The sequence below is a fragment of the Siphonobacter sp. BAB-5385 genome, assembly GCF_002261125.1.
Taxonomy (GTDB): Bacteria; Bacteroidota; Bacteroidia; order Cytophagales; family Spirosomataceae; genus Siphonobacter.
The window spans coordinates 14,944-36,199 of sequence record NZ_NMPS01000083.1 but is presented as its reverse complement, the minus strand read 5'-3'; the positions used below and the strand labels follow the sequence as shown (position 1 = coordinate 36,199).

Genomic DNA, 21,256 nt, shown 5'->3' with positions numbered 1-21,256 from the left:
TCTTATGAAAACGATTGGACTTTATGGATTTGGCCGAATTGGCCGGCAATTCCTACGAATCGCTCTACAGCACCAGTGGTTTGTGCCCACCGCTATTGCGGACATTCGCGATGAATCAACCCTGGCCGCTTTGTTTGCCGTTGATACCAATTACGGGCGGTGGCCGGAACCCGTTTCGGGCAGTGAAGGTCTACTTACCATCGGCGACCGGAACATTCCCTACTACAATTCCGCGAAGGAAGTACCGGACTGGTCCGCCCTGGGCGTGGATCTGGTGGTAGACTGTACGGGCCGGGCTACAACGCGGGCCGGAGCCCAGGTTCATCTGGAGCGGGGAGCGAAGTATGTACTGGTGAGTGCTCCCAGTAAAACGCTGGCCGATTGTGATGCAGTACTGCTAAAAGGGATCAATCTGGATACGTTCGATGCGGCAAATCACCGGATCATTAGCATGGGGAGCTGTACAACCAATGCTCTGGCCGCCGTGGTCAAAGTGATCCTGGAAAACTTTGGCATCCAATACGGACTCTTCTCAACGGTTCACTCGTATACCAACTCCCAATCACTGACCGACCAGCCCATGAAAGATCGCCGGGATTCCTGGGCGGCAGCGGAGAATATTATACCCTCGTCGTCCGGGGCCGCCCGGGCTCTTCAGTTTATCTGGAAAGACCTTCAGATCACGGGTAAGGCGTACCGCGTTCCTACCCGCACGGGGAGTATTGCCGAACTGAATCTCATTACTGAAAAGGATTGTACAGTAGCGGAAGTCAATGATGCGTTTCGTAAAGCGGCCACTGATGGGCCCTTGCAAGGCGTAATGGACGTCCTGGAAGATCAGTGGGCGTCTTCCCGTATCGTCGCCGACCCGCATTCGTCCATCGTCGATTTACCCCTGACGGCCAAAGAAGGCAAATTATTGTCCGTAGCCGCCTGGTACGATAACGAGTGGGGCTTTTCCAATCGTTTAGCCGAGGTCGCGGCTTTTCTACGGGAACGAATTTAAAAAAGATCCTTGAAAGGGCTTGATCATTAGTAGCTGGGAAGGCCCTGCAAAAAAGCGGTTAATACTTCTTTGCAGGGCCTTCCCAGACTCGCGATGCGTCGGATTATAGGTGCGAATATTAAGGTTGTACATCAAGCGGTTCAGTTAGTAAGTAGGTGTCTACTATGGTAAGGTCAAGGCTTGTCGCTAGGTGTGGTTCGTTCTCTTTCCAAATCACGTATAAGAGACCCGGAAGGAACCCCTAAGCTTTTAGATCAAGAACCATAAGCCCTGGCTAATCCCTAACCTAATTGGCGTGGAAGCTCGTATCTTTATTGTGAGCTATTTTTGTTTGTGGCCACTTCTAACGAGCAGTGCTACTGCCGCTTCATCGAATGCATAACCATTGGCAAACCATTCAGCGAATCAGTACGGGAAAACCTACGCGTTCAGTTCTTGTCTTGGGTCTGATTTTGTTCAGCCTATCGGCGATTGGGCAGAACATCAACCGACCCATGGTCAATCAGTTGTTGCTTCAGTTACGCCACAGTAAAGCGGACGAAAACCGGGTGCATGTGTTGATGGAACTGGGCAAGTTTCATATCTATAAGCCGGGGGAGGCTAAAATTGATTTAGATAGTGGACGAACGTATCTGAATCGGGCTAAAAAATTAAGTGACTCCCTGCACTTGTTAAGCTGGTACCATGATGCAGAAAGTATGCTGGTAGTAGCAGATCTGGAAGAAAGAAATACCCAAAATGGACAAGCTCGATTGATGCGGTTGATCCGTGATTGTCAGCGAACCGGCGATCGGCTGGGGGAGGCCAATACCCGCTTCAGGTGGGCCGTTTGGTTGCGGAATAGCAGTGAGGATTATCAACCGGTTTTTGCTAATTTTCGTCAGGCGGCCGCCATGTATCGGTCTTTACCTAGTCCTGAAAAGGAAATCAGTGCCCTGAAAGAAATTGCTGATACCTATTTGTACCAGGGGGATCTGGACAGTGCGGAGGCGGGTTTGAACCAGGCATTACATCGCTACAAAGCCATTAAATACCCAAAGCTCCATTACACCTATAATTCCTTATCCAGTGTAGGTATCCTGAAGGGCGATTATGAAAAGGGCTTACGCTATGCTCTTCTTGGCATTGAAAATATGCACCAAACGGGCGATACGGCTTCTGCCGCCGCCTATTACAGTGACTTGGGGCGTATTTATGAGGAGACGGGCAACCATCCGAAAGCCTTGGAATGGTACAAAAAATCACTGGCGAAGTGGCGACAGGAAAAGTTAGCCAACTTTGCCATGTTTAACACCGCCGGTTTTATTACCAAAGACCTGATTGCCCAACATAAACCGAAGGAAGCTCTTCAGTTACTGAATAAACTGATTCAGGAAATTCCCACCAATACCTATATCCAAAAAGCCTGCGTGGCTCAAAATTTAGCCTATTGTTACGATGCCTTGCATCAGTATCCCATAGCCGAACACTACTACAAAGAAGCCCTCGCTTGGTACGAAAAGAATAAGCTGGATTTTGAGGCTTCTCAAAAGGCCGAGCAGGACATTGGGACTTTTTATTTGAAGCAAAAAGACTTCGCAAAAGCCGAATTTCATCTTCGTAAAGCCCTGAGTTTTTCTCCGCAGAAAAACGCCCGTTCCACCATCAAAGATATTCACCTGCTGTTATTCAAAGTGGATTCGGCCCGGGGGAATTACGTGTCGGCCATTCAACATTTCCGGCTGCACAAAGCGTTAAGTGATTCGCTGTTTAATGAAAAGAAAAGTAAGCAGATCGCCAGTTTGCAAATCAAATACGATACCCGAAAGCAAGAGCAGGACATCGCCTTGCTTCGCGAGCAAAGCCGACTCCAGCAAATTGAGCTTAGCCACGAACGAACAACCCGCAACGGCATTATCGTTGGGGCCGTTCTCCTGGCTGGATTATTAGGCGTTAGTTACCAGCAGTACCGGCTTAAGCAGCGGAGTAATCAGCTTTTACAAACGAAGCAGCTCGAAATCAATCGTAAAAATGATTCGCTCGAGCAAATTCTACTGGAGAAGGAAAATCTGCTGGAAGAAAAGGAATGGATGCTCAAAGAAATCCATCACCGGGTAAAAAACAACCTGCAGATTATTTCCAGTATGCTCAATACTCAGTTGAATTTTCTACAGGATTCTAACGCCCGCACGGCCATCAAGGATAGCCAGAACCGGGTACATGCCATGGCTTTGATGCACCAGAAACTATATCAGTCAGAACATCTGGCTTTGGTAAACATGGCCGAGTTTATCCATGAAATCGTTGATTACCTGATGGAATCCTTCCCGCAAACGGAAAGCATCCGAACCAAACTGGATGTGTCGGGAATCCAAATGGATGTTGCCCAGGCCATTCCCATTGGGCTGATCATTAACGAAGGCGTGACCAACTCACTTAAATACGCTTTTCCCCACAATCGTCCGGGATTAATTGGAATACAACTACAGCTGGTACAACCACATCAGTACCGCCTGAGGATTTGCGATGATGGGGTAGGCTTTCCCCAGGAGCTAAATCTTGAAGATGTTTCCACGCTGGGACTCACCATGATTCGGGGCCTGAGTCGACAAATTGGAGCCGATCTGGTGATTAATCAAGCGAGTGGGGTGGAGATTTGTTTAGAATTTGGCGGTACACCCAAAGCGGACCGAGCCAAAGAAAGGCAGGTTGTACTGGATAGGCCGCTTTAGCTGTTGGTCGGTTTAGTATACCCGCTGATGTTTAATTTCTTCATCCGGGCTTCGAGCGTGGTAGGTTTCAAATTCAGTAGTTCTGCCGCACCACCGTTCCCCCGAATGCGATTGCCTGATTTAGCCAAAGCCGCCAGAATAGCCGTCCGCATGGTTTTTTCAATGGGCTGTACCTGCTCTGCCGAAGGGCTGGAAAAAACCGGTACGCCCGATAACGGACTCGTTCGTAAAGGTTCCGCCAGCTCCAGCGTAGCGGTAGGAGATAAGATGGCGGCTCGTTCCAGGACGTGTTCCAGTTCACGGATATTCCCCGGCCAGTCGTAGGTAAGCAGTTGTTGCAGGGAAGTATTGGCGATGCTCGTCAGCGGTTTGCCTAATTTCTTACTGAGACGCCGGAGAAAATGCATGGATAAGGGGCGAATATCCTCAGGTCGCTCACGGAGCGGGGGGACGACAATGGGGAATACAGCCAGACGATAGTATAAATCGGAGCGAAATCGTCCCTGGGCTACTTCCTGCTGTAAGTTTCGATTGGTGGCGGCAATGATTCGGGTGTCGATCTTGATCGGACCTTTACCCCCCAGCCGCTCAATTTCTCGTTCCTGAATGGCCCGTAGTAGTTTCGCCTGCAATTCGAGCGGAAGCTCCCCAATTTCATCGAGAAATAGGGTACCGCCATTGGCTAATTCAAACTTACCAATCCGTTTTTCAGTGGCCCCGGTAAAGCTTCCCCGCTCGTGCCCGAACAACTCCGATTCGATGAGTTGGGCCGGTAAGGCGGCACAATTGACTTTAACAACCGTTCGGCCTTGCCGCGTAGATCGGTTGTGGATGGCTCGGGCTACCAGTTCTTTACCCGTTCCGGTTTCACCTAGAATCAGTACCGTTGCGTCGGTTCGGGCTACCTGGCTGATATTGGTGAATACGGCTTGTAAGGCAGAGCTGGAACCAATAATCTCCTCGAAATTATGGCTGGTCTTGATCTCTTCGGTGAGGTAGGTTTTTTCGAGTTCGAGCTGCTCACTCAGGGTTTTGATGCGTTCAAAAGCCAGCAGGTTTTCCAGGGCCATTCCCATCTGAACGCTAATATCCTGTAAGGTGCTGAGGTCTTTGTAGGTGAAGGCATAGGGGGCCCGACTGGCCAGTACCAGCGAGGCCATGGCCTGATCTTTGATAAAAATGGGCACGTACATGACCGAAGGCAAACCCAGTTTCTGGTAGAGATCACTCACGGCATTACCGGATGGGCCATCCGTAAACTGGCTGCCGACGCAAAGGGTGGGTTTCATAAGCCAGTAGGGCATATCGGACAAAGACTGTTGCCAGTCGGCGGGCTGCAGGCCGTGCCGTTGTCCGAGTTCCTGCTCGGTTACAGTCACAAAAACGCCGGCTTCTTTCTGAGCCATACTCGTCACGGAAACCGTTTCCGGAGCTGGACCAACCCGGTACAGAGCGACCAGATCCACGGGCATTCGTTCATTGATACTACCCGCCACCTGGGCCAAAACCGATCGTACATCACTACCATTTCGAAAGGCATTGACAATCGTTAGTTCGATGGCTTTCAGTTGGCGGCGAGCTTCTAATTCTTCGTAAGCCAGTAAATTATCCAGAGCCAGGGCAATCTGGGGCGTAATCAGACTAACGGCCTGGTACTCTTTCGGCGTGAATCCCTCCAGGGAGGTACTGGATACTATGATCGTAGTTCTGGAATTACGCTTGAGCTCAATGGGAAAGAGCATCAGCGATTGTACCTGAAAATGATCCCGGCAGGAGCGGGCGGTGATGTAATGCTCACAGAGTTGCTGAAAGTCTTCACCGACAAAGATTCCGCTTTGTTCACCCAGTCGATCCGGAGCTTCCCGATCCAGTTTGTCCAGCATTTGTCCATCCGTTTGGCTGGGCAACAGAGCGGTTGGATTGATCCGTACAAACGTATTTTCTGACGTTTTTTCCAGCATCAGCCAGTAAAAAGAGGACTCATCCGGTAAGCCAATCCGCAGGTTAAGAAAGGAAAAGGGGACGAGCTGATTAATCTGCTGGGCAATGGCCAGACACAGCTGATCCCGATCCTGAATGGTAACAATAGCATTGTTGACGGCAATCTGAATGGCCTGTTGTTGCCGGAGCTTGGCTTCTTCGCTGTGAGCGTGACGATAGCGGGCTAGTTCCAGCGTGGTCAGTACGTCTTTTTCGCGAAACGGCTTGGTCAGAAAGCCGAAGGGCTGCGTGCGTTTGGCCGCTTCGAGCAGCTCGTTGCTAAGATTAGCTGATAGGAAAACGAAGGGTATGGCCTGTTCTTTCAGCCATTCGGCCAGATCAATACCCGTTTCTGGCCCAATGAGTAAAATGTCCAGTAAGACAATATCCGGTATTCGCTGGGCCATGCGTTCCTTGGCTTCCTGTACCGATGCCACCAAACCTAATACATCATACCCCGCGTTAGTTAGTATCCGTCGAAGATCGTGGGCAATCAGAAACTCGTCCTCCACCACCAGTAGGGAAGGGAGTCGGTTCAGTTCACCGTAGTAAGCCATAGCCGTTTCGTCAATTTAATACGGAGTAAAGATACAAGAGGCGATTTACGCACAAACGAAGCTCCAATATATTGGAGGCTCTATTCTGTTGGAGGTGAGTCTTAGCAGTGTGTGAATGTTAAATTGATGATTATCAGAGAATAGTGTTTTGCAAGGCCCTATTCATGACCCTTGGCATTGTGTTGGTAAGCGTATCACTAGCTGATGCTCTACCTTTAAAATCCAGGACTATGAAACGCTTCCTTTCTAACGAGTCTCTTCTTGCCCAGCAATTTGAAGCCAACCATTGGCCTATGTCAGGTAATAGAGATCCCTCATACGAAATTGTGCTGATTCAGGCCGGTAGTGGCTCCTATCAGGTGAATGGAAATCAGTCTAGGTACCAGGCTGGGGATGTATTTTTTCTGGGACCCTCGGATAGATACAGTTTCAAAATTTCTCAAAAGACCTGCTTTTATAGTCTGTTGTTCTCCATACCTTACGTAGCCAGTCTGATGCCGACAGCGGGTCAGGGATGGCCACACGTCGTCGAGTATAGCGTACCGTTATCGGGTACGCTCATCAGTAATTCCAGTGAACAACGAAGTCTGCGGGCCTTAGTAGAAATTATTCTGGCGGAACAACGACTGCACGGCGTACCGGCTAATTCGGTCGTTGAATCGCTGATGAAAACCATTTTGAGTTTATTAGATCGGTATCTTGCTCAACATTCGGTTAGCGAATCTGCCCGGTTGGTAAGCCCTTCGGCGTTTATCCAACGCGTATTGACGTACATCGGTCAGCACATTACAGAACCTCAGTTGTTGCGAATGGAAAACATGGCGGAAGTATTCAACTATTCTGCCAGTCACCTGGCGGCCCTATTTAAGCAACAGGTGGGCGAGTCCATTCAGCAATACATCATTCAATATAAGCTCAATCGGGTAGCCACTCGGTTAAGTCTGAGTACCCTGACCATTTCTCAAATCGCGGATGAATTCGGTTTCTCCGATGTTTGCCATTTAAATAAACTTTTCAAACGACATTACCAGTACACCCCCACGGACTATCGCCGGAGTTTAGCGGTGTCTTAACCAGACGCATTTTTTCTTCCTGAAGAACGTTTCTGTAGCAGTTGAACTTTGGAGTAGTCTACCGTCGTTCCTGGTTGGACAGACTAATAGTACTTCTGTTCCAGGTTTGTCTTTTCGCAGGGAAGCGTGTATGTTTAACCGTATCACTTTTATAAACAGCAGGTATGCCTACGATCCATTCATTACCGGAGGCTTCAGCCAAAACGATCAGCTACCGATCCGAATCGTTTCGCCGGATTTTGGTCATCTATCGCCGGAGGTCGCGGATCAATACGGTCTTACACATCGCTTACCCTACTACTTTTTTATTTTTGTACTAGAGGGGTCAAGCCGGTACGGCGTGGATCTGGATACGATCGACGTTGGAAAACACGAGATGCTGTTCTGCTTACCCCACCAGATTCAGCAGCTTCCCATTCATATTCACGCGAAGGATTATTATAAACTGGGCTTTGATGAAGCCTGCCTGGCCCAACTACCGAAGCCTTATCCGTTCTTACTGAATCCACTGAACCAGCAGAAAATCCGATTTTCACCCGCTGCTGCTGGTCGGGTACAGTCCATTTTCGAAATGCTCCAGACGCTATTACGCAGCCCGGACACGGAACCTGAATTGATTCTGGCTCATCTAAATAGCCTGCTTACGGAGTTGAATACAGCCTATTTTGCAGCGGACAAGAAACCGACGGATGACCGACTCGCAAAATTCATTGGCTTTAAAGTATTTGTTGAAAACAACCTGATCGATCATCCGAGTATCAAAGCGATTGCCGAGGAACTGGCCGTGAGTACCGACAGCCTGTGCCAGATTGTCAAACACTATTCCGGTCGATCGCCCAAGGAATTCATTACCAACCGTCTTATTCTGGAAGCCAGACGTCGGCTGTACTACGGGGAACGCTCGTCCGTGAAAGAACTGGCCTTTGAACTGGGCTTCAACGACCCGGATTACTTTTCCCGCGTATTCAAAAAGGAAACCGGGAAAACGGTTGCCGCGTTTTTTCAGGATTTGTCCTGAACCTGTCGGTTTTCGTCCGGCTCCGCTAAGCGTACACACCTGAATTTTGTTCCGTATTTAACTCATACGTAAATGAACAAGCCATTCGGAAAAATACTGTTAACGGGTGTAACCGGTCTGGTGGGAGCACGTCTGCTCCCCCGTCTCATGGAAGCGGGTTGGGATTGTCGGGCACTGGTACGTGCGGGCAAAGACGTACCGACCGGCGTGTCGATTATGGAGGGCGATTTGTTTGACGAGGCCTCGCTTGCTCAGGCCGTACAGGGGGTGGAGGCCATCATCCACCTAGCCGCCGTCTTCCGTACACCAGACCTGGATTTGATCTGGAAAAGTAACCTCGAAGGTACGCGAAACGTGATCGCTGCCGCTAAAATCCACGCTCCCAACGCCCGATTTATTTTTGCCAGTACCACGCACGTCTACGATGCCGACAATTCGCATCCCGGTCGCGAGGACGATCCTGTTCATCCGGAGCATCCGTACCCCGCGAGCAAAGTTGCCGCCGAAAAGGAAGTACAGGAAAGCGGTCTGAACTGGTTGATTCTGCGATTTCCGTTCGTGTATGGCGATGGCGATGGTCATCTGGAAACGCTGCCCCAGCTTTTGCGGGCTAGAAAATGGCATTCCGCCATGCGAATGAGTACCGTTCACCACCGCGACATCGCTACGGCTATGCACCTGGGACTGGCCGGGGCTTTCGATGGCCGCATAGTCAATATTGCCGATGAGGGTCCCGTTTCCATTTACGAACTGGTCAAGTTGGTAGGGGAGACACTGGAGGACTCCGCGGAGCCGCTTCCCAATCCCTGGTACCTGCATGCGGATGCTTCACTGGCCCGTAGTCTGGGTTTTCATCCCGTCGTCAGAACGGTCTATCAGGCCGTGCAGGAAAAGTTACTGTAAGGCAGGTCTAAAGCGTTAAAAGTGATCAGGGCGTACCCAATTCTTTCCGGGCAAAATCAATCCAGCTCGTTTGGGCAGGGACCTTACGCATGGGAGGGATGCCCGTATACTCGTACTGAACCAGAGCCGGATTTCGGGTCGTGGAGCTTTCCAGTACGTAGGCTGAATTCGGAACCGGTATCGTCATGATGTTGCCGTAGCCAATGTATCCCCCGGAGTTTTCTCCGACGGTAACTACTTTTTTACTCCGCATACCCGCTAACACGAACGTTTCGCAAGAGCTGCCGCAGTTACGGTTATATAGAATCACCACTTTTCTGGGCTTTTCCAGGCGGATTTTAGAGGGGGTATCCGCTTTTGGCTGATCCTGACGCAGACGTATAAACGTTCCTTCCGGCACTTGTTTCATTTGCTGAATCAGATCCTTTCGGTAGCTGGTCAGGGCTGGATTGGGACTGTTTTTTAGCAAGTTTTCGTACCGTTCGATGATGTCCGATGTAGCCAAATATTCCGTAAACGAATCATCGGTGGATGGGTGGGTATACAGCAAGCGAAGCAAACGTTGATAAGCCAGCGAACTACCCCCGCCATTGTCGCGGACGTCGATGAGCAGATACGGCGTTCGTTGCAGAACGGGCGTTAAGGCCTGAAAGGTAGAATCCAGAGCGGAAAGGTATTCCCGACTGAAGGTGCGGATGCTTAGGTAAGCGGTACTGTCATCCAGTAGCTTAAACGTAGTGAGGACCGTAGGAATGGAATCCTGGGCATGTTTGGAAGCAGTTGTAGCGACGGGATAGCGTTTCGTCCACTCGCCAATCCGGGTGACGGGCTGATCGATGGTTAACAATTCCAGGGATAAAGAATGGTCCTGCAGATACCCCTGATACTGGTAGGTGTCTGCGGCCATTTTTTTGAGTTCAAGCTTTACCTGGCCGGGCCTCCAGGTCGGACTTTTGGTTTGCAACAAGACGCCATAATAATCCCGATAGGGGTTCTTGTTTTTCTGAATTAGCACCTGATAAGAGCCATACAGGTCATAAATACCTTCCACCGGATCGTTTGAATGTTTGACATAGTCGTAAGCCTTTGCCGAATCCACAGCTACGGTTTCGGTGTTGCGAAAGGCGGCTGAGGCCAGGAATGCTTTGAGTTGATCGGGATCACTGACATCGAGGGTACTCGCCGCGTGCACCTGCGAGTGATGATCCTTGAAATAAGCCATGTACTGATGTAAAAACAAACTACAACGGCGTTTCCCCTCTTTCTGTATTTGCCGGCGAATGCCCCGTTTGAACGTTTCATACGTGGGTCGTTGATCAGCGGTTACGACATGCCGGAAAGAAGCCTGATTTTTCTCCACGTAATTTGAAATGAAAGTAAACGCTTCCAGACAATCGCAATCTGCCTTTGGGGTCGTTTGGGCGAAAACCGTTGGGTCGGACACTAAACTACCAAGCAGAAAAATCAGATAGAAAAATGGGTATTTAGCGATCATTTTCAGTTGATTACACTGATGAAAGATACAAAATAAGAAATATATGCTTCTTGAAGGATCGTTCAGGGAAATTTTGTTTTCCTAACGTATGCTTCTAAACGGTACTGATGAGCTAGGAGGAACAGTACATAAGACCCGCCTTCCTCAAGAAAATCCGCTACAATCTCAATCAATACCGACGCTCAGAATCGAGGTGCCGAGTCTAGTTTTGACTTACGAAACAGTTGGTCAAAACCCTTTCTCCATTATGAATTATTCATCCCTACTCCGTCAGTTGTATCAGGATTTCAACGCCCGTCAGATTGACCGCGTACTAGCTCATATGCACCGCGATGTGGCCTGGCCCAATGGCTGGCAAGGCGGCTACGTGTCTGGTCACGACGAAGTACGAGCGTACTGGCTTCGACAATGGCAAGAAATCGACCCCCATGTGGAACCGCTTGCGGTAGAAACCCGACCCGACGGTCAACTCGCCGTTCACGTACATCAGGTGATCAGGGATTTAAACGGTCAGGTCGTAAACGATACGAAACTGTATCACGTATACCGTTTTGAATCGGGTAAAATCCGAACCATGGGTATTGAACACGAATAGATGGTCTAGACAAACTTTCGGGTATTTATACCAATAAAAAGGAAGCGATCGCATGGATCGCTTCCTTTTTATTGGTATAAAAGAAATCACCTACTACACCAGTTTCATTTTAACGGGATCCCAGTGGATGATTTTCTTACTGAAATAACTTTCGTTACAGGCCAGGGCGGGAGCCGCGGCACGGAAACCGAATTCGGCGTCTTCCACTACGGGTTTATTAGAGCGGATGGCTTCGAAGAAATTCGTAAAATGGTCTAAATGATCGTCGTAGCCCTGCGGTGCTTTGAAAACGATATCTTCCTTTACTTTTCGCTTGCGTTGCTGGGGCGTCCATTTGGCGTCGTACTCTTTCTGCATTTCCTCCTGCATTTGTTTGGAGAAGGTAAAGACGGAATCATAGCCACCAAAACCGGGAGCTTCGGGCAAGAGACTGTGCTTGACGGTAATGCTGTTGCCCACCACATCAATCACACCTTCGGATCCTACCAGCCGGATCACTTCCTGACCACCCGTGCCGCTGATGAAATTCACCTGTAAAGTCAGCTGGAAGGCGGCGTGCTCTTTGGTTTCGGGATACTGCATGACGCCCGACATCACATCGGGCATATTCCGGCCGTCTTTCCAGTAGCTGAATTGTCCGGTACTGTAAATGCTTTCCGGACCTTTGGAATTGGTAATCAGGTGCGTACCGCTCAGCAGGTGAATGAACAAATCACCAGCCACGCCCGTACCTACTTCTTTAAACGCCCGCCACCAGAAAAACTTCTTGGCATCAAAGGGCATTTTATCCGTTACGGCAATGAAGCGTTCCCAGTCGGTAGTACTGGCACTGGCATCTTTCGGAATGGTGTATTCCCAGGCACCAATGGAGCTTTGGCGATCATATACGGCGTTTACCATGTTGAGCTTGCCAATCTCTCCGGCGGCCAGTAATTCCTTGGCTTTGGCATAGCCGATACTACTGACTCGCTGACTGCCTACCTGCAACACCTTGCCCGATTTTTTAGCCGCCGCAATTACCGAAGGGCCTTCGCTGATTTTATAAATCATCGGTTTTTCGCAGTACACATGTTTGCCCTTGGCCAGTGCGTCCAGGGTCATACGGGCGTGCCAGACGTCGTGCGTAGCAATGATAACGGCGTCGATGTCTTTCCGGTCCAACAGCTCATGGTAGTTACGGGTCGTGAAGAGTTCTTTGCCGTACTTTTCCTTCGCGTTTTCAATTCTTCCGGTGTACAGGTCGCAGATACCGGCCAGTTCGACACCCGGTACTTTAAGGGCCGTATTTAAGTCAAAGTGGCCCTGCACTCCGTACCCAATCACTCCCAGGCGAATGGTGTCATTGGCAGAAATTCTCTTTTCAAACTGAAGCATGCGTTCTTCCGCCTTGGCTTGTGCAGCTAGGGAAGAAAGGGGCGAAGAGGCCGCTGCCAGACTGGTAGCCGCGATTTTTTGCAGAAATTGTCTTCTTGATTTAGAGGAATGTTGATCCATGAGGTGATGACGTTAAATTACTTGACGGCGTAGCTGACAAAGGCAATCTTCCGACTGTCGGGACTCCACGAAGGTACATTGATGGTACCCTGCCCACCGTAAAAAACGGGTGTAATATCCTGAATAGTTTTGGTTTTCAGATTCATCAGGCGAAGTTTTACGTTTTTGCCGAATAAATGATTCTGTTTTTCATCGGAAGTATACGCGATGTAAACGAGCCACTGATTATCGGGCGAGGGATGAGGAAACCAGTTGGAATACTGGTCAGAGGTTAACTGCTCGGGATTGGACCCGTCGGGCCGCATCCGCCAAATCTGCATGTGACCCGTGCGGTAGGAATTAAAATAAATGTATTTGCCATCGCTGGAGTATTCCGGACCGTCGTCGAGTCCCTCCGTATGAGTGAGTCGCTTTTCCAAACCTCCCTCCGTACTTATTGCGTAAATATCAAAATTGCCGTTTCGTTCGCCGCAGTAAACCAGGGTTTTTCCGTCCGGACTCCAGCCGTGCCAAAAAGAAGGAACTTCCCGAGTGATTTTTCGAGGTTCCCCGCCCTGAATGGGGAGAATATAAAGGGCCGATTTGTACGATTTAGGCGAGGGGTCCTGTTTATCATTGTGACTGATCGCCAGCCATTTTCGATCCGGCGAAATGCCGTGATCGTTATTACACTGGTTGGCAAATCCGGTATTCAGTTCCTGAAGGGTTGGGGACTTCAGGGGAAGCGTAAAGAGTTTCCCTTTGCTATTGACGATCAGATACTGATCCGGGTGCCAGTTGGGAGCTTCGAGGTGTTTTTGAATCCGGAAGATGGTATCGATTTTCCCCGTACCAATAGCAACGGTATGAACGAAACTCGTCGTGTCTTTCTGGGCGATACTCTTTACCGATAAAGCCATCAACGAAAGACATAGAAGGGACGTAACAAGTGTCCACTTAGAAGCTGTGTTTTGCGTTTCCATAAAAATAGAGCGGATGAGATAAGAGGTTTCTATCAAAAGTAAGCAATGGAATCATCATCGATCAAAGAGGAGATAAAGATCAAAAATGGTAATTAAAATGGAAATAATAATACTTTTGCAGGTCTATTGATGAGCAGATTTGAAGAACGATGCAAGAATTGGGTGATGAAAAGTATATCTCACATTTGTCCATCGACTGTGTGATTTTCGGTTACGAAGCGAAGGCATTGAAAGTACTGATTGCCAAATTCAAGTTTGGGGAAGGCGTTTTTGCATTACCCGGCGGTTATATCCGGAAGACGGAAGGAATCGATCAGGCAGCCAGCCGGATTCTTCGGGAAAGAACGGGACTCACGGATATATACCTGGAACAGTACCGCGTGTTTGGGGATGAAAACCGTATTATCAAAAGTAAGTACCGGGAAACCATCCAGTCTCAGTTGCAACGATTTGATCACCAGCGATTCGATACTGGAGTAGTGGAATGGTTGACCAGCCGCTTTATCAGTATTGGCTACTATGCCTTGGTAGATCTTACGAAAGTAAATCCGCAATGTGGCGAGTTTGATGAATACCTCGAATGGCGAAACATTGAGGACATTCCTGAAATGATTCACGATCATGGAGAAATTCTGGAATACGGATGGCAGGCACTTCGCCAGAACCTGGATCAAAAGCTGATTGCCTTTAATCTTCTGCCGGAAACCTTTACGATGCGGGAAGTACAGGAGCTTTACGAAGCCGTTTACCATCGCTCGTTTCCCATCAATAACTTCCAGAAAAAAATCCTGGATCTGGGGGTTCTGGAACGCCTTCACAAAAAATACACTGGTGCGGCCAATACGGCACCGTATCTCTATCGCTTTAAAAAAAGCAGTCAATAGCAGGTGTTGTATGCGTAATAATTAAAAGACTGAAATTGAAAAGGTTACTGTAAAACTGGTAACTTGGCAGAAGCGGGGAGTCTTACCCGTACCTTTTTCATCCTCTAATATTGAACCTTATGAAATCGAGCTTCCGCTTTGCATTAACACTACTTTTCGTTTTCAGTATTTCATCATTGACTATGGCTCAGGCAGACAAAAGTCAGCGACCCAGCCCACCGGCCACGGCTACGGGAAAAATTGGTACGGCAACCGTAACCATTCAATACAATAGTCCTTCGGTGAAAGGACGTACTGTTTGGGGCGAACTAGTCCCCTACGGTAAAGTATGGCGGGCGGGAGCCAATGAGGCCACCACCTTTGAAACGGACCAAGCGATTCAGGTCGGAGGAAAAAGCTTGCCCGCGGGTAAGTACACCCTGTTTGCCATTCCCGAAGAAAAACAGTGGACGTTTATCTTTAATTCACAAACGGGCCAGTGGGGAGTGAAACGGACGGGGGAAGCGAACCTGGACCGGGCAAATGACGTACTGACCGTGACGGCGAAACCCAAAGCAATGGCCTCTGCCAGTGAACGTCTGATGTATGAAGTGACACCCCAAGGATTTACCTTGAAATGGGCCACGCTGGAAGTACCGGTTTCACTGAAAGAATAAGCTTCATAACGAAGCCGCGGCAGCCCAATGGAGTTTGCCGCGGCTTGGCTTTAATTACGGCGGAGAATTTACAGTTGCAGACCTCCCGACACCTCAATCCGTTGAGCATTGACCCACTTGGCTTCGGGTGTACACAGAAAAGCAACGACACCGCCAATGTCTTCGGGCTGACCGATCCGGGGAATCGCAGTAACACTTTTCAGGTGCTCTTGTAGTTGCGGGGTATTTTTAAGTCGCCCGCCGCTGAAGTCCGTCGCAATGGCTCCCGGAGCCACCACATTGACATTGATTCCTCTGGGACCCAGCTCTTTCGCGAGATACCGAGTCAGTACTTCAATCCCTGCTTTCATACTGGCATACGTGGCAGAGCCCGGAAAGGTCAGGCGGGTTAAACCCGTCGAAATATTGACAATACCGCCGTTATCATTGAGGAAGGGCAGGAGTTTTTGCGTTAAGAAAAATACGCCCTTAAAGTGGATATTGAGAAGGGTATCGAATTGATCTTCTGTAGTTTCGGCGAAGCTGGGAATGACCAGATTCATACCGGCGTTGTTGACCAGAAAATCAAATTTGTCTGTAGCGAAAGTTTCTTGCAGAGTTGTTTGTAGGGCCGAGACAAACGTACCCAATTCGCTAATCGCTCCGACATTAAAAGGTAAGACAGCGGCTTTTTGCCCCAATGTCTCGATCTCAGCGGCTACGGATACTGCTTTTTCCGGCTGGGTATGGTAGGTAAGGATAACATCTATTCCTTTTTGGGCCATGCGAAGAGCCATATCCCGACCGAGTCCGCGACTTCCGCCCGTAACGAGTGCAATTTTGCGTGTCATAGCGTATGAAAAGTTAGACTACAAAGGTGATAGGTTGACCTATGACGCCTTTGTAAACATCAAACCGATGTTTGCGAAATTCAAACGCTACTCATTTTCGAAAACTTACCGGAGACCAAGATGTTTGCTTTCGAAAGAAATTGGAAAAATGGGCCACTTCTTCAAATCCCAGACCATAGGCAATCTCTGAGATATTCCAATCCGTGTGTTTCAACAAGCGTTTAGCTTCCTGGATAAGTCGCTGGCTAATCAGATCCGTAGTTGTTTTGCCCGTCGTGGTTTTCAACGCCCGGTTAAGTGAATTAACGTGGATGGATAGACGATCGGCAAAGTCCTTGGCCGTTCGTAGGGTGAGGGGCTGGTGGGGGGATTCAATGGGGAACTGCCGTTCGAGTAATTCCACAAACAGCGAAGAGGTCCGAGCGGTACTCGTATGACGGGCCGCCGTAAGGGGTTGAAGCTTTTGCCCCCGATGGATAAGTTCCAGTAAATACGCCCGGATCAGATCGTACTTATAGCGATAATCCGAAGCAAGCTCCTGATGCATCTTTCTGAAAATCAGCTCTATCTGCATGGATTCTTCTTTGGAAAGCTGAAAAACGGGGTACGCACCGGCTTGAAAAATGGGTAACTCGTCGAGCACTACGCCGCCTTGGGTCGCTAACAAAAATTCTTCGGTAAAGACGCAGAAGTACCCGGCTTGTTCCAAATCCTGTGGCAACCAGTGATAGGGTATTTTGGGCGTGGCGAACAACAAAGCACTGCTTTCAATTTCAATGGTTTTATCCGCGTACTCGGCCTGATTGCGTCCCTGGATGAAGCTTATTTTGTAATACGACCGGCGATTGTAAGGCATCGCCACTTGCCCCGTCTCCCGAAACGTTTGAAATACTTCGTGTATACTGAAGACATTGAAATGTCCGATTTCTTTTGAAATACCCGGGGGTAAAAAGGCTTCTGCGTTACGTTGGCCCGAAGTAGCTACGGCCTGATAGAATTCGTCGAGGGTACGCGTTTTCATAAATGACCTGATTACCATCATCAAATGTACACGAAAATTTCAGCGTGTAGGCCCGTTTGATTCGAACCCATGAGAAGCCTGTGTGCTTCAGTACGGACAAGCCGTTCGTAACGACGTATAGGACCAACTTTATCAGGTCGGATAGATGTACAAATAAAAAGGGGAATACCCAGCCCGTTTAGCGTCTGTAATTCCCGTAATAAGTGTATACTTGCACTGTCGCTATTCCCTGTAAAACCTCCCGCTAATGGTTTACAGACGTATTTCTATCTTTTCCCTTGAATCCTCACCGCGAATTCTAACCCCGTTATGTCCACGCCAAGAGCAAACTATGCCCTATTCGTTACCTATGCCTTTTTCATGAGTTGCAGCTTATGGCAGCACGAAATGTGGCGGGATGAATTACAGGCCTGGGGCATTGTAGCCAGTACGGACAACCTACTCGATTTGGCCTTTAATGCCCGCTACGAAGGCCATCCCTTACTCTGGTTTATCCTCCTATGGCCCTTTGCCCAACTCTTCGATCACCCCGGTGTGATGCAGGTGCTTCATGGGGCCCTGGCCCTGGGCAGTGCTTACCTGATTATCTTCAAAAGTCCGTTCCGGTTTTTTGAAAAAGCCCTTATTCTGTTCAGTTACTACTTCATTTACGAATACGTAACCATCAGCCGAAACTACCAGATTGGTGTACTCATTATTTGTGGGATCTGTGTACTTTGGCGGAATCCCCAAAAAAACCTGCTGGCAATCAGTGGTTTATTGTTTCTTTTATTTCAAACCAATGTTTTCGCATTTCTGGTAGGTTTGGGACTAGCCGTGGGCTTACTGGCCGAGGAAGTCAATGCCCGTCGAATCTGGCCGTTGCGGACTACATCCCTGGTGGCAGCTGGTCTGATTCTGGCGGGTATTGTGGGGACGGCTCAGTCGCTGCCACCCGCAGACTCCGGTTTTTTAAATCAGTGGACGCGTGGGTTTAACCCCGGCATCTTTTTCTTCGCGGCCGCGGGGATGGCTCATGGTTTTCTCCCCATCAGCAGTTTCTCCGAATATCATTTCTGGAATTTTTCGCTGTTTCCGTTTGGATTGGGTGTGAAACTAGCCCTGGGTTTGGCTCTGGCCGTACTTGCGGTATTTTCGAAACCTAAAACTTCCGTGGCTCTGCTTATACTCGTGGCCAGTGTTTTCTTCATTTTCGTGTTCACCTACGAAAAGCCCCGGGGACTTTTCCGCCACTTTGGTCATTATACGCTGGCTCTAATTGCCGCGTACTGGATTGACGGAAATAAGCGATCGTCCCGGCCCGTTCTTACGTTGGGCTACTTTGGCGTTGCTATTCTGTTGCTTCAGGTATTGGCGGGAATGAATGCCTGGTACCGTGATCTGCGGTACCCCTTTTCCAGAGCCGAGGATATGGCCTCGTACCTTCAGAAACACTACCCCGCTCATACGTCGGTAGCGGGGGCTTTTCAGGAATATATGACTCCTTTGCAGTGGTTTTTGGGCAGACCCGTTTATTGTCTGGATGTACAGCAGGAGCGTCCTTACGTGCTGTGGAGCAAGAGTCACTGGAATGACACCCTGAATAACCAGCCCGATTTCCTAACCTACCTACGCTTTGTTAGCTATCAGCGAAGTCATCCGGCATCGGTTCTGGTCATGGCCTACCATCGCCCGAACCATCCCCAGGAAGGGCAGCAGGATACCCTTCGCTCAACGGAAGGTACCTACGTATTCACTTGTCTGAAAAAATTCGACGGCTCCATCACCGACGAAGACTATTACCTGTTCAATGCCCGAAAAATTGCCTCCCGGTAAACGCAGACGGGGCACTCGTTGAAGTCCTGAATGATTGAGTGGAAAAGATGAAGTTTTTATTGAACCATGATAGAGTACGTAATTCTGTTGAGATGCTACTATTATTATACTTTTAATTGCGAAATGAGCTGGAAAACGAAGCGGATTGCCCGTCGGTTACGGCAAGGTTTCCGGTCAGCCCGCCGCTTCATTCAGCCCGTCGAACCCTATGCCTTTTAGCACCATCGTTGCGTGTTTTCTGCATTTAAATTGTTGAACACAGGTCAGTAGCGAGGCTGTAATCGTTGAGATTAAAATGATGCGGAAACTATAAAAGGTGGTCGTTTGTAAAATACTATTGATCAGATCAACCTTATTCATAGAACAACGTTTGGATAAATTGTAGCTTCTTGATTGCAGAAAGATTAAGAGAAAATTGACAAAAAATATAGAGATTAAAAAAACACAGTTCTTTAACTTAAGACTTTAAACATCATACATTAAACTATCCTTCCCCTCATCCAAACAATGTCCAAAGCTCTATTCATCTTCTTCATAACGGGATTAGCTCTGCTTAGCCGACATGTGTACAGTCAGGTTCCTCATCTGGCGGGCGATGTTTATGTGTCGCTGGAGCAGGGGACGATAAAGGCCGACTTGACCGTCTCCAATCTTCCTGAAACCAGCAATTATTCCCTTCAACTGAACAGCGGATTGAATGTACAGTTCTTTCGGGATAGCAGGGACCGGTTTTCGTATGCCACTGAACGCGAATACAAACCAGAGAAATCGTACGAAAGTTTTCAATACTGGTTTCCCGGCACTGATCGTAAAAGCCGCTATTTACCTGATCAGTTCAAAGTCAGTTACGTAGGAGCCTTTCCCGTGTACGCGGATTCAAAAAAGCGAAGCGAATGGGGCGACTGGAAGGGAAATATCGCCCTGAACGGAAAAACAATTCGGGCTACCGAACAATCGGCCTGGTACCCCATCCTGTATAACATCGCAGAAGATAAAACCTACACCAGCGTAACCTACGATCTGACCATTCACGTACCGGGAGCCAGGGCGATTTACCTCAACGGCCAGCCACCCCGGCAGGGTTCGGTGGCCCATTTTACATCGGATCGCCCTTTTCCGCTGTTGCTGTTTGCCGGCGATTTTGACTTTAAAAAAGAGCAAAATACGTACCTCGTCAACACGACCCTGAGTCAGATGCAGGCTCAGGTACTGGATGGCTGGTTTACCCGCATTAAAGACTACTATCAGAATCATCTGGATATTCCTTACGGAGTCGATGTAACTTTGCTGGCCAGTACGCCCGTTTCCCAGCGGAATGACTGGATGTTTGTTACGTATCCCACCATTGCTTCCGTTAGCCCAAGGGATTGGTTAAATACGCTGGTCAATCCGAATACACAAACCCTCTCGGATTCCAGTTCTATTTCTTTCATTGCTCACGAATTGGGGCATTACTACGTTGGCACTGTTTTTCAACCCAATTGACGTTGTACTGGGCTTTTCTGGAGGGCGTAACGGAATACATTTCCTTGCAAGCCGTCCGTGATCTGGTAGGAAAAAATTACTACGATCGAAAAATCAAACAATACATGGCTGCCAGCCGGAAATTGCAAAATTTCAAAGGTTTATCGGAAATTACCAGTCCGGGCGAAATCAATGAAACGTATCGCTACCAGTATATTCCGCTGTTACTCACGGAACTGGAAACCAAAATTGGACGGCCTCAGGTGTGGAAATGGCTTCGAAGTGTCCTGCAAACGGAAAAACCGCTTACCAACTATGCCTTCTTCAAAGAAAGCCTGTTGCAAAGCGGAGTAGATGAACGAACATTCGCGGATTTCGAGCGTGAATACCTGCGTTCGTCGGCGGGCTTACCCAATCTGCTGGCTGCATTCCTGTCTTATGAGAGTTCTATGCAGCCGAATTCTGCTAGTAACCATGCCTATTATTGGGCAGTAACCCGGCAACAGCACACCCCCCATGCAGAAACGAAACCCCAGGCTTTCTATACCGACATCAAGCGGATCAACGCGGGTGAAGACCTGAAAAAAGTAAGTCAGCAGTATTTTGACTTTGCCAGAGGTCAGTGCTCCGGTCCCGATGAATGCTTTAGTGACTTTAACACCTACGAAACCTTGGAGCAAGCTCAGGAGGCCCGAAAAAACTGGTTAAATCGGCTATCGGCCACGCATGAACTGAAAGCGGTTCGCTTTAAATGATCTTACGTACGAAAGCCTTGACCAGCAGTGGCACCCG

General features: G+C 48.8%; 17 protein-coding genes. 11 read left to right on the top strand and 6 right to left on the bottom strand.

Annotation, left to right across the window (positions count from 1 at the left end; all coding sequences use genetic code 11):
• Positions 1-4 precede the first annotated feature (4 nt).
• Both BWI93_RS08085 and BWI93_RS08080 read left to right on the top strand, forming a co-directional pair.
• Positions 5-1,006 (top strand): type I glyceraldehyde-3-phosphate dehydrogenase, encoded by a 1,002-nt coding sequence (locus BWI93_RS08085; protein ID WP_094810042.1) that lies wholly within the window; start codon positions 5-7, stop codon positions 1,004-1,006.
• A gap of 374 nt (positions 1,007-1,380) precedes the next feature.
• Entirely contained in the window at positions 1,381-3,717 is a 2,337-nt protein-coding gene (locus tag BWI93_RS08080; protein ID WP_094810040.1) for a sensor histidine kinase, read from the top strand.
• Here the strand turns inward: BWI93_RS08080 and BWI93_RS08075 are convergent.
• On the bottom strand, positions 3,714-6,254 hold the full coding sequence (locus tag BWI93_RS08075; RefSeq protein ID WP_094810038.1) for a sigma 54-interacting transcriptional regulator: 2,541 nt from the start codon (positions 6,252-6,254) through the stop codon (positions 3,714-3,716). The genes BWI93_RS08080 and BWI93_RS08075 overlap by 4 nt on opposite strands.
• Before the next feature lie 293 nt (positions 6,255-6,547).
• Between BWI93_RS08075 and BWI93_RS08070 the strand changes: the two genes are divergently transcribed.
• The 3 genes from BWI93_RS08070 to BWI93_RS08060 all read left to right on the top strand — a co-directional run bounded on the left by BWI93_RS08070 (position 6,548) and on the right by BWI93_RS08060 (position 9,248).
• A complete protein-coding gene (locus BWI93_RS08070) occupies positions 6,548-7,327 on the top strand; it encodes an AraC family transcriptional regulator (RefSeq protein WP_255157773.1) in 780 nt (259 codons plus the stop codon).
• Between the two features lie 130 nt (positions 7,328-7,457).
• Positions 7,458-8,345: a helix-turn-helix domain-containing protein gene (locus BWI93_RS08065; RefSeq protein WP_094810034.1), complete on the top strand. Its 888-nt coding sequence runs from the start codon at positions 7,458-7,460 to the stop codon at positions 8,343-8,345.
• 72 nt (positions 8,346-8,417) lie between these two features.
• Complete coding sequence (locus BWI93_RS08060; protein WP_094810032.1) at positions 8,418-9,248, top strand: NAD(P)-dependent oxidoreductase; 831 nt, start codon at positions 8,418-8,420, stop codon at positions 9,246-9,248.
• 25 nt (positions 9,249-9,273) lie between these two features.
• Here BWI93_RS08060 and BWI93_RS08055 read toward each other — a convergent pair whose 3' ends face one another.
• Complete coding sequence (locus BWI93_RS08055; RefSeq protein ID WP_094810030.1) at positions 9,274-10,743, bottom strand: S41 family peptidase; 1,470 nt, start codon at positions 10,741-10,743, stop codon at positions 9,274-9,276.
• Positions 10,744-10,990: 247 nt separating this feature from the next.
• Between BWI93_RS08055 and BWI93_RS08050 the strand changes: the two genes are divergently transcribed.
• Entirely contained in the window at positions 10,991-11,338 is a 348-nt protein-coding gene (locus tag BWI93_RS08050; protein WP_094810028.1) for a nuclear transport factor 2 family protein, read from the top strand.
• A gap of 93 nt (positions 11,339-11,431) precedes the next feature.
• On the opposite strand, the gene BWI93_RS08045 is transcribed toward BWI93_RS08050, so the two are convergent.
• Both BWI93_RS08045 and BWI93_RS08040 read right to left on the bottom strand, forming a co-directional pair.
• Positions 11,432-12,832: a Gfo/Idh/MocA family protein gene (locus BWI93_RS08045; RefSeq protein ID WP_094810026.1), complete on the bottom strand. Its 1,401-nt coding sequence runs from the start codon at positions 12,830-12,832 to the stop codon at positions 11,432-11,434.
• 17 nt (positions 12,833-12,849) lie between these two features.
• A complete protein-coding gene (locus tag BWI93_RS08040; protein WP_094810024.1) occupies positions 12,850-13,794 on the bottom strand; it encodes a TolB family protein in 945 nt (314 codons plus the stop codon).
• 149 nt (positions 13,795-13,943) lie between these two features.
• On the opposite strand from BWI93_RS08040, the gene BWI93_RS08035 reads away from it, so the two are divergent.
• Together BWI93_RS08035 and BWI93_RS08030 are read left to right on the top strand one after the other, a co-directional pair.
• Entirely contained in the window at positions 13,944-14,678 is a 735-nt protein-coding gene (locus BWI93_RS08035) for an NUDIX domain-containing protein (protein ID WP_094810022.1), read from the top strand.
• Positions 14,679-14,797: 119 nt separating this feature from the next.
• Positions 14,798-15,334 (top strand): DUF2911 domain-containing protein, encoded by a 537-nt coding sequence (locus tag BWI93_RS08030; protein WP_094810020.1) that lies wholly within the window; start codon positions 14,798-14,800, stop codon positions 15,332-15,334.
• Between the two features lie 68 nt (positions 15,335-15,402).
• Here BWI93_RS08030 and BWI93_RS08025 read toward each other — a convergent pair whose 3' ends face one another.
• Positions 15,403-16,164 carry an SDR family NAD(P)-dependent oxidoreductase gene (locus BWI93_RS08025; RefSeq protein WP_094810018.1) on the bottom strand — a complete coding sequence of 254 codons (762 nt, stop codon included), beginning with the start codon at positions 16,162-16,164 and terminating at the stop codon, positions 15,403-15,405.
• 91 nt (positions 16,165-16,255) lie between these two features.
• Positions 16,256-17,185 (bottom strand): AraC family transcriptional regulator, encoded by a 930-nt coding sequence (locus BWI93_RS08020; protein WP_094810016.1) that lies wholly within the window; start codon positions 17,183-17,185, stop codon positions 16,256-16,258.
• Positions 17,186-17,494: 309 nt separating this feature from the next.
• On the opposite strand from BWI93_RS08020, the gene BWI93_RS08015 reads away from it, so the two are divergent.
• The 3 genes from BWI93_RS08015 to BWI93_RS28645 all read left to right on the top strand — a co-directional run bounded on the left by BWI93_RS08015 (position 17,495) and on the right by BWI93_RS28645 (position 21,219).
• The gene (locus BWI93_RS08015) at positions 17,495-19,000 is read left to right on the top strand and encodes a hypothetical protein (protein WP_141217394.1); all 1,506 of its coding nucleotides are present in this window, start codon (positions 17,495-17,497) and stop codon (positions 18,998-19,000) included.
• Positions 19,001-19,507: 507 nt separating this feature from the next.
• Positions 19,508-20,485, top strand: coding sequence for a hypothetical protein (locus tag BWI93_RS28650; protein ID WP_255157772.1), 978 nt, complete (start codon positions 19,508-19,510; stop codon positions 20,483-20,485).
• Complete coding sequence (locus BWI93_RS28645) at positions 20,482-21,219, top strand: hypothetical protein (protein ID WP_255157771.1); 738 nt, start codon at positions 20,482-20,484, stop codon at positions 21,217-21,219. Before BWI93_RS28650 ends, BWI93_RS28645 begins: the two co-directional genes overlap by 4 nt.
• Positions 21,220-21,256: the final 37 nt, after the last annotated feature.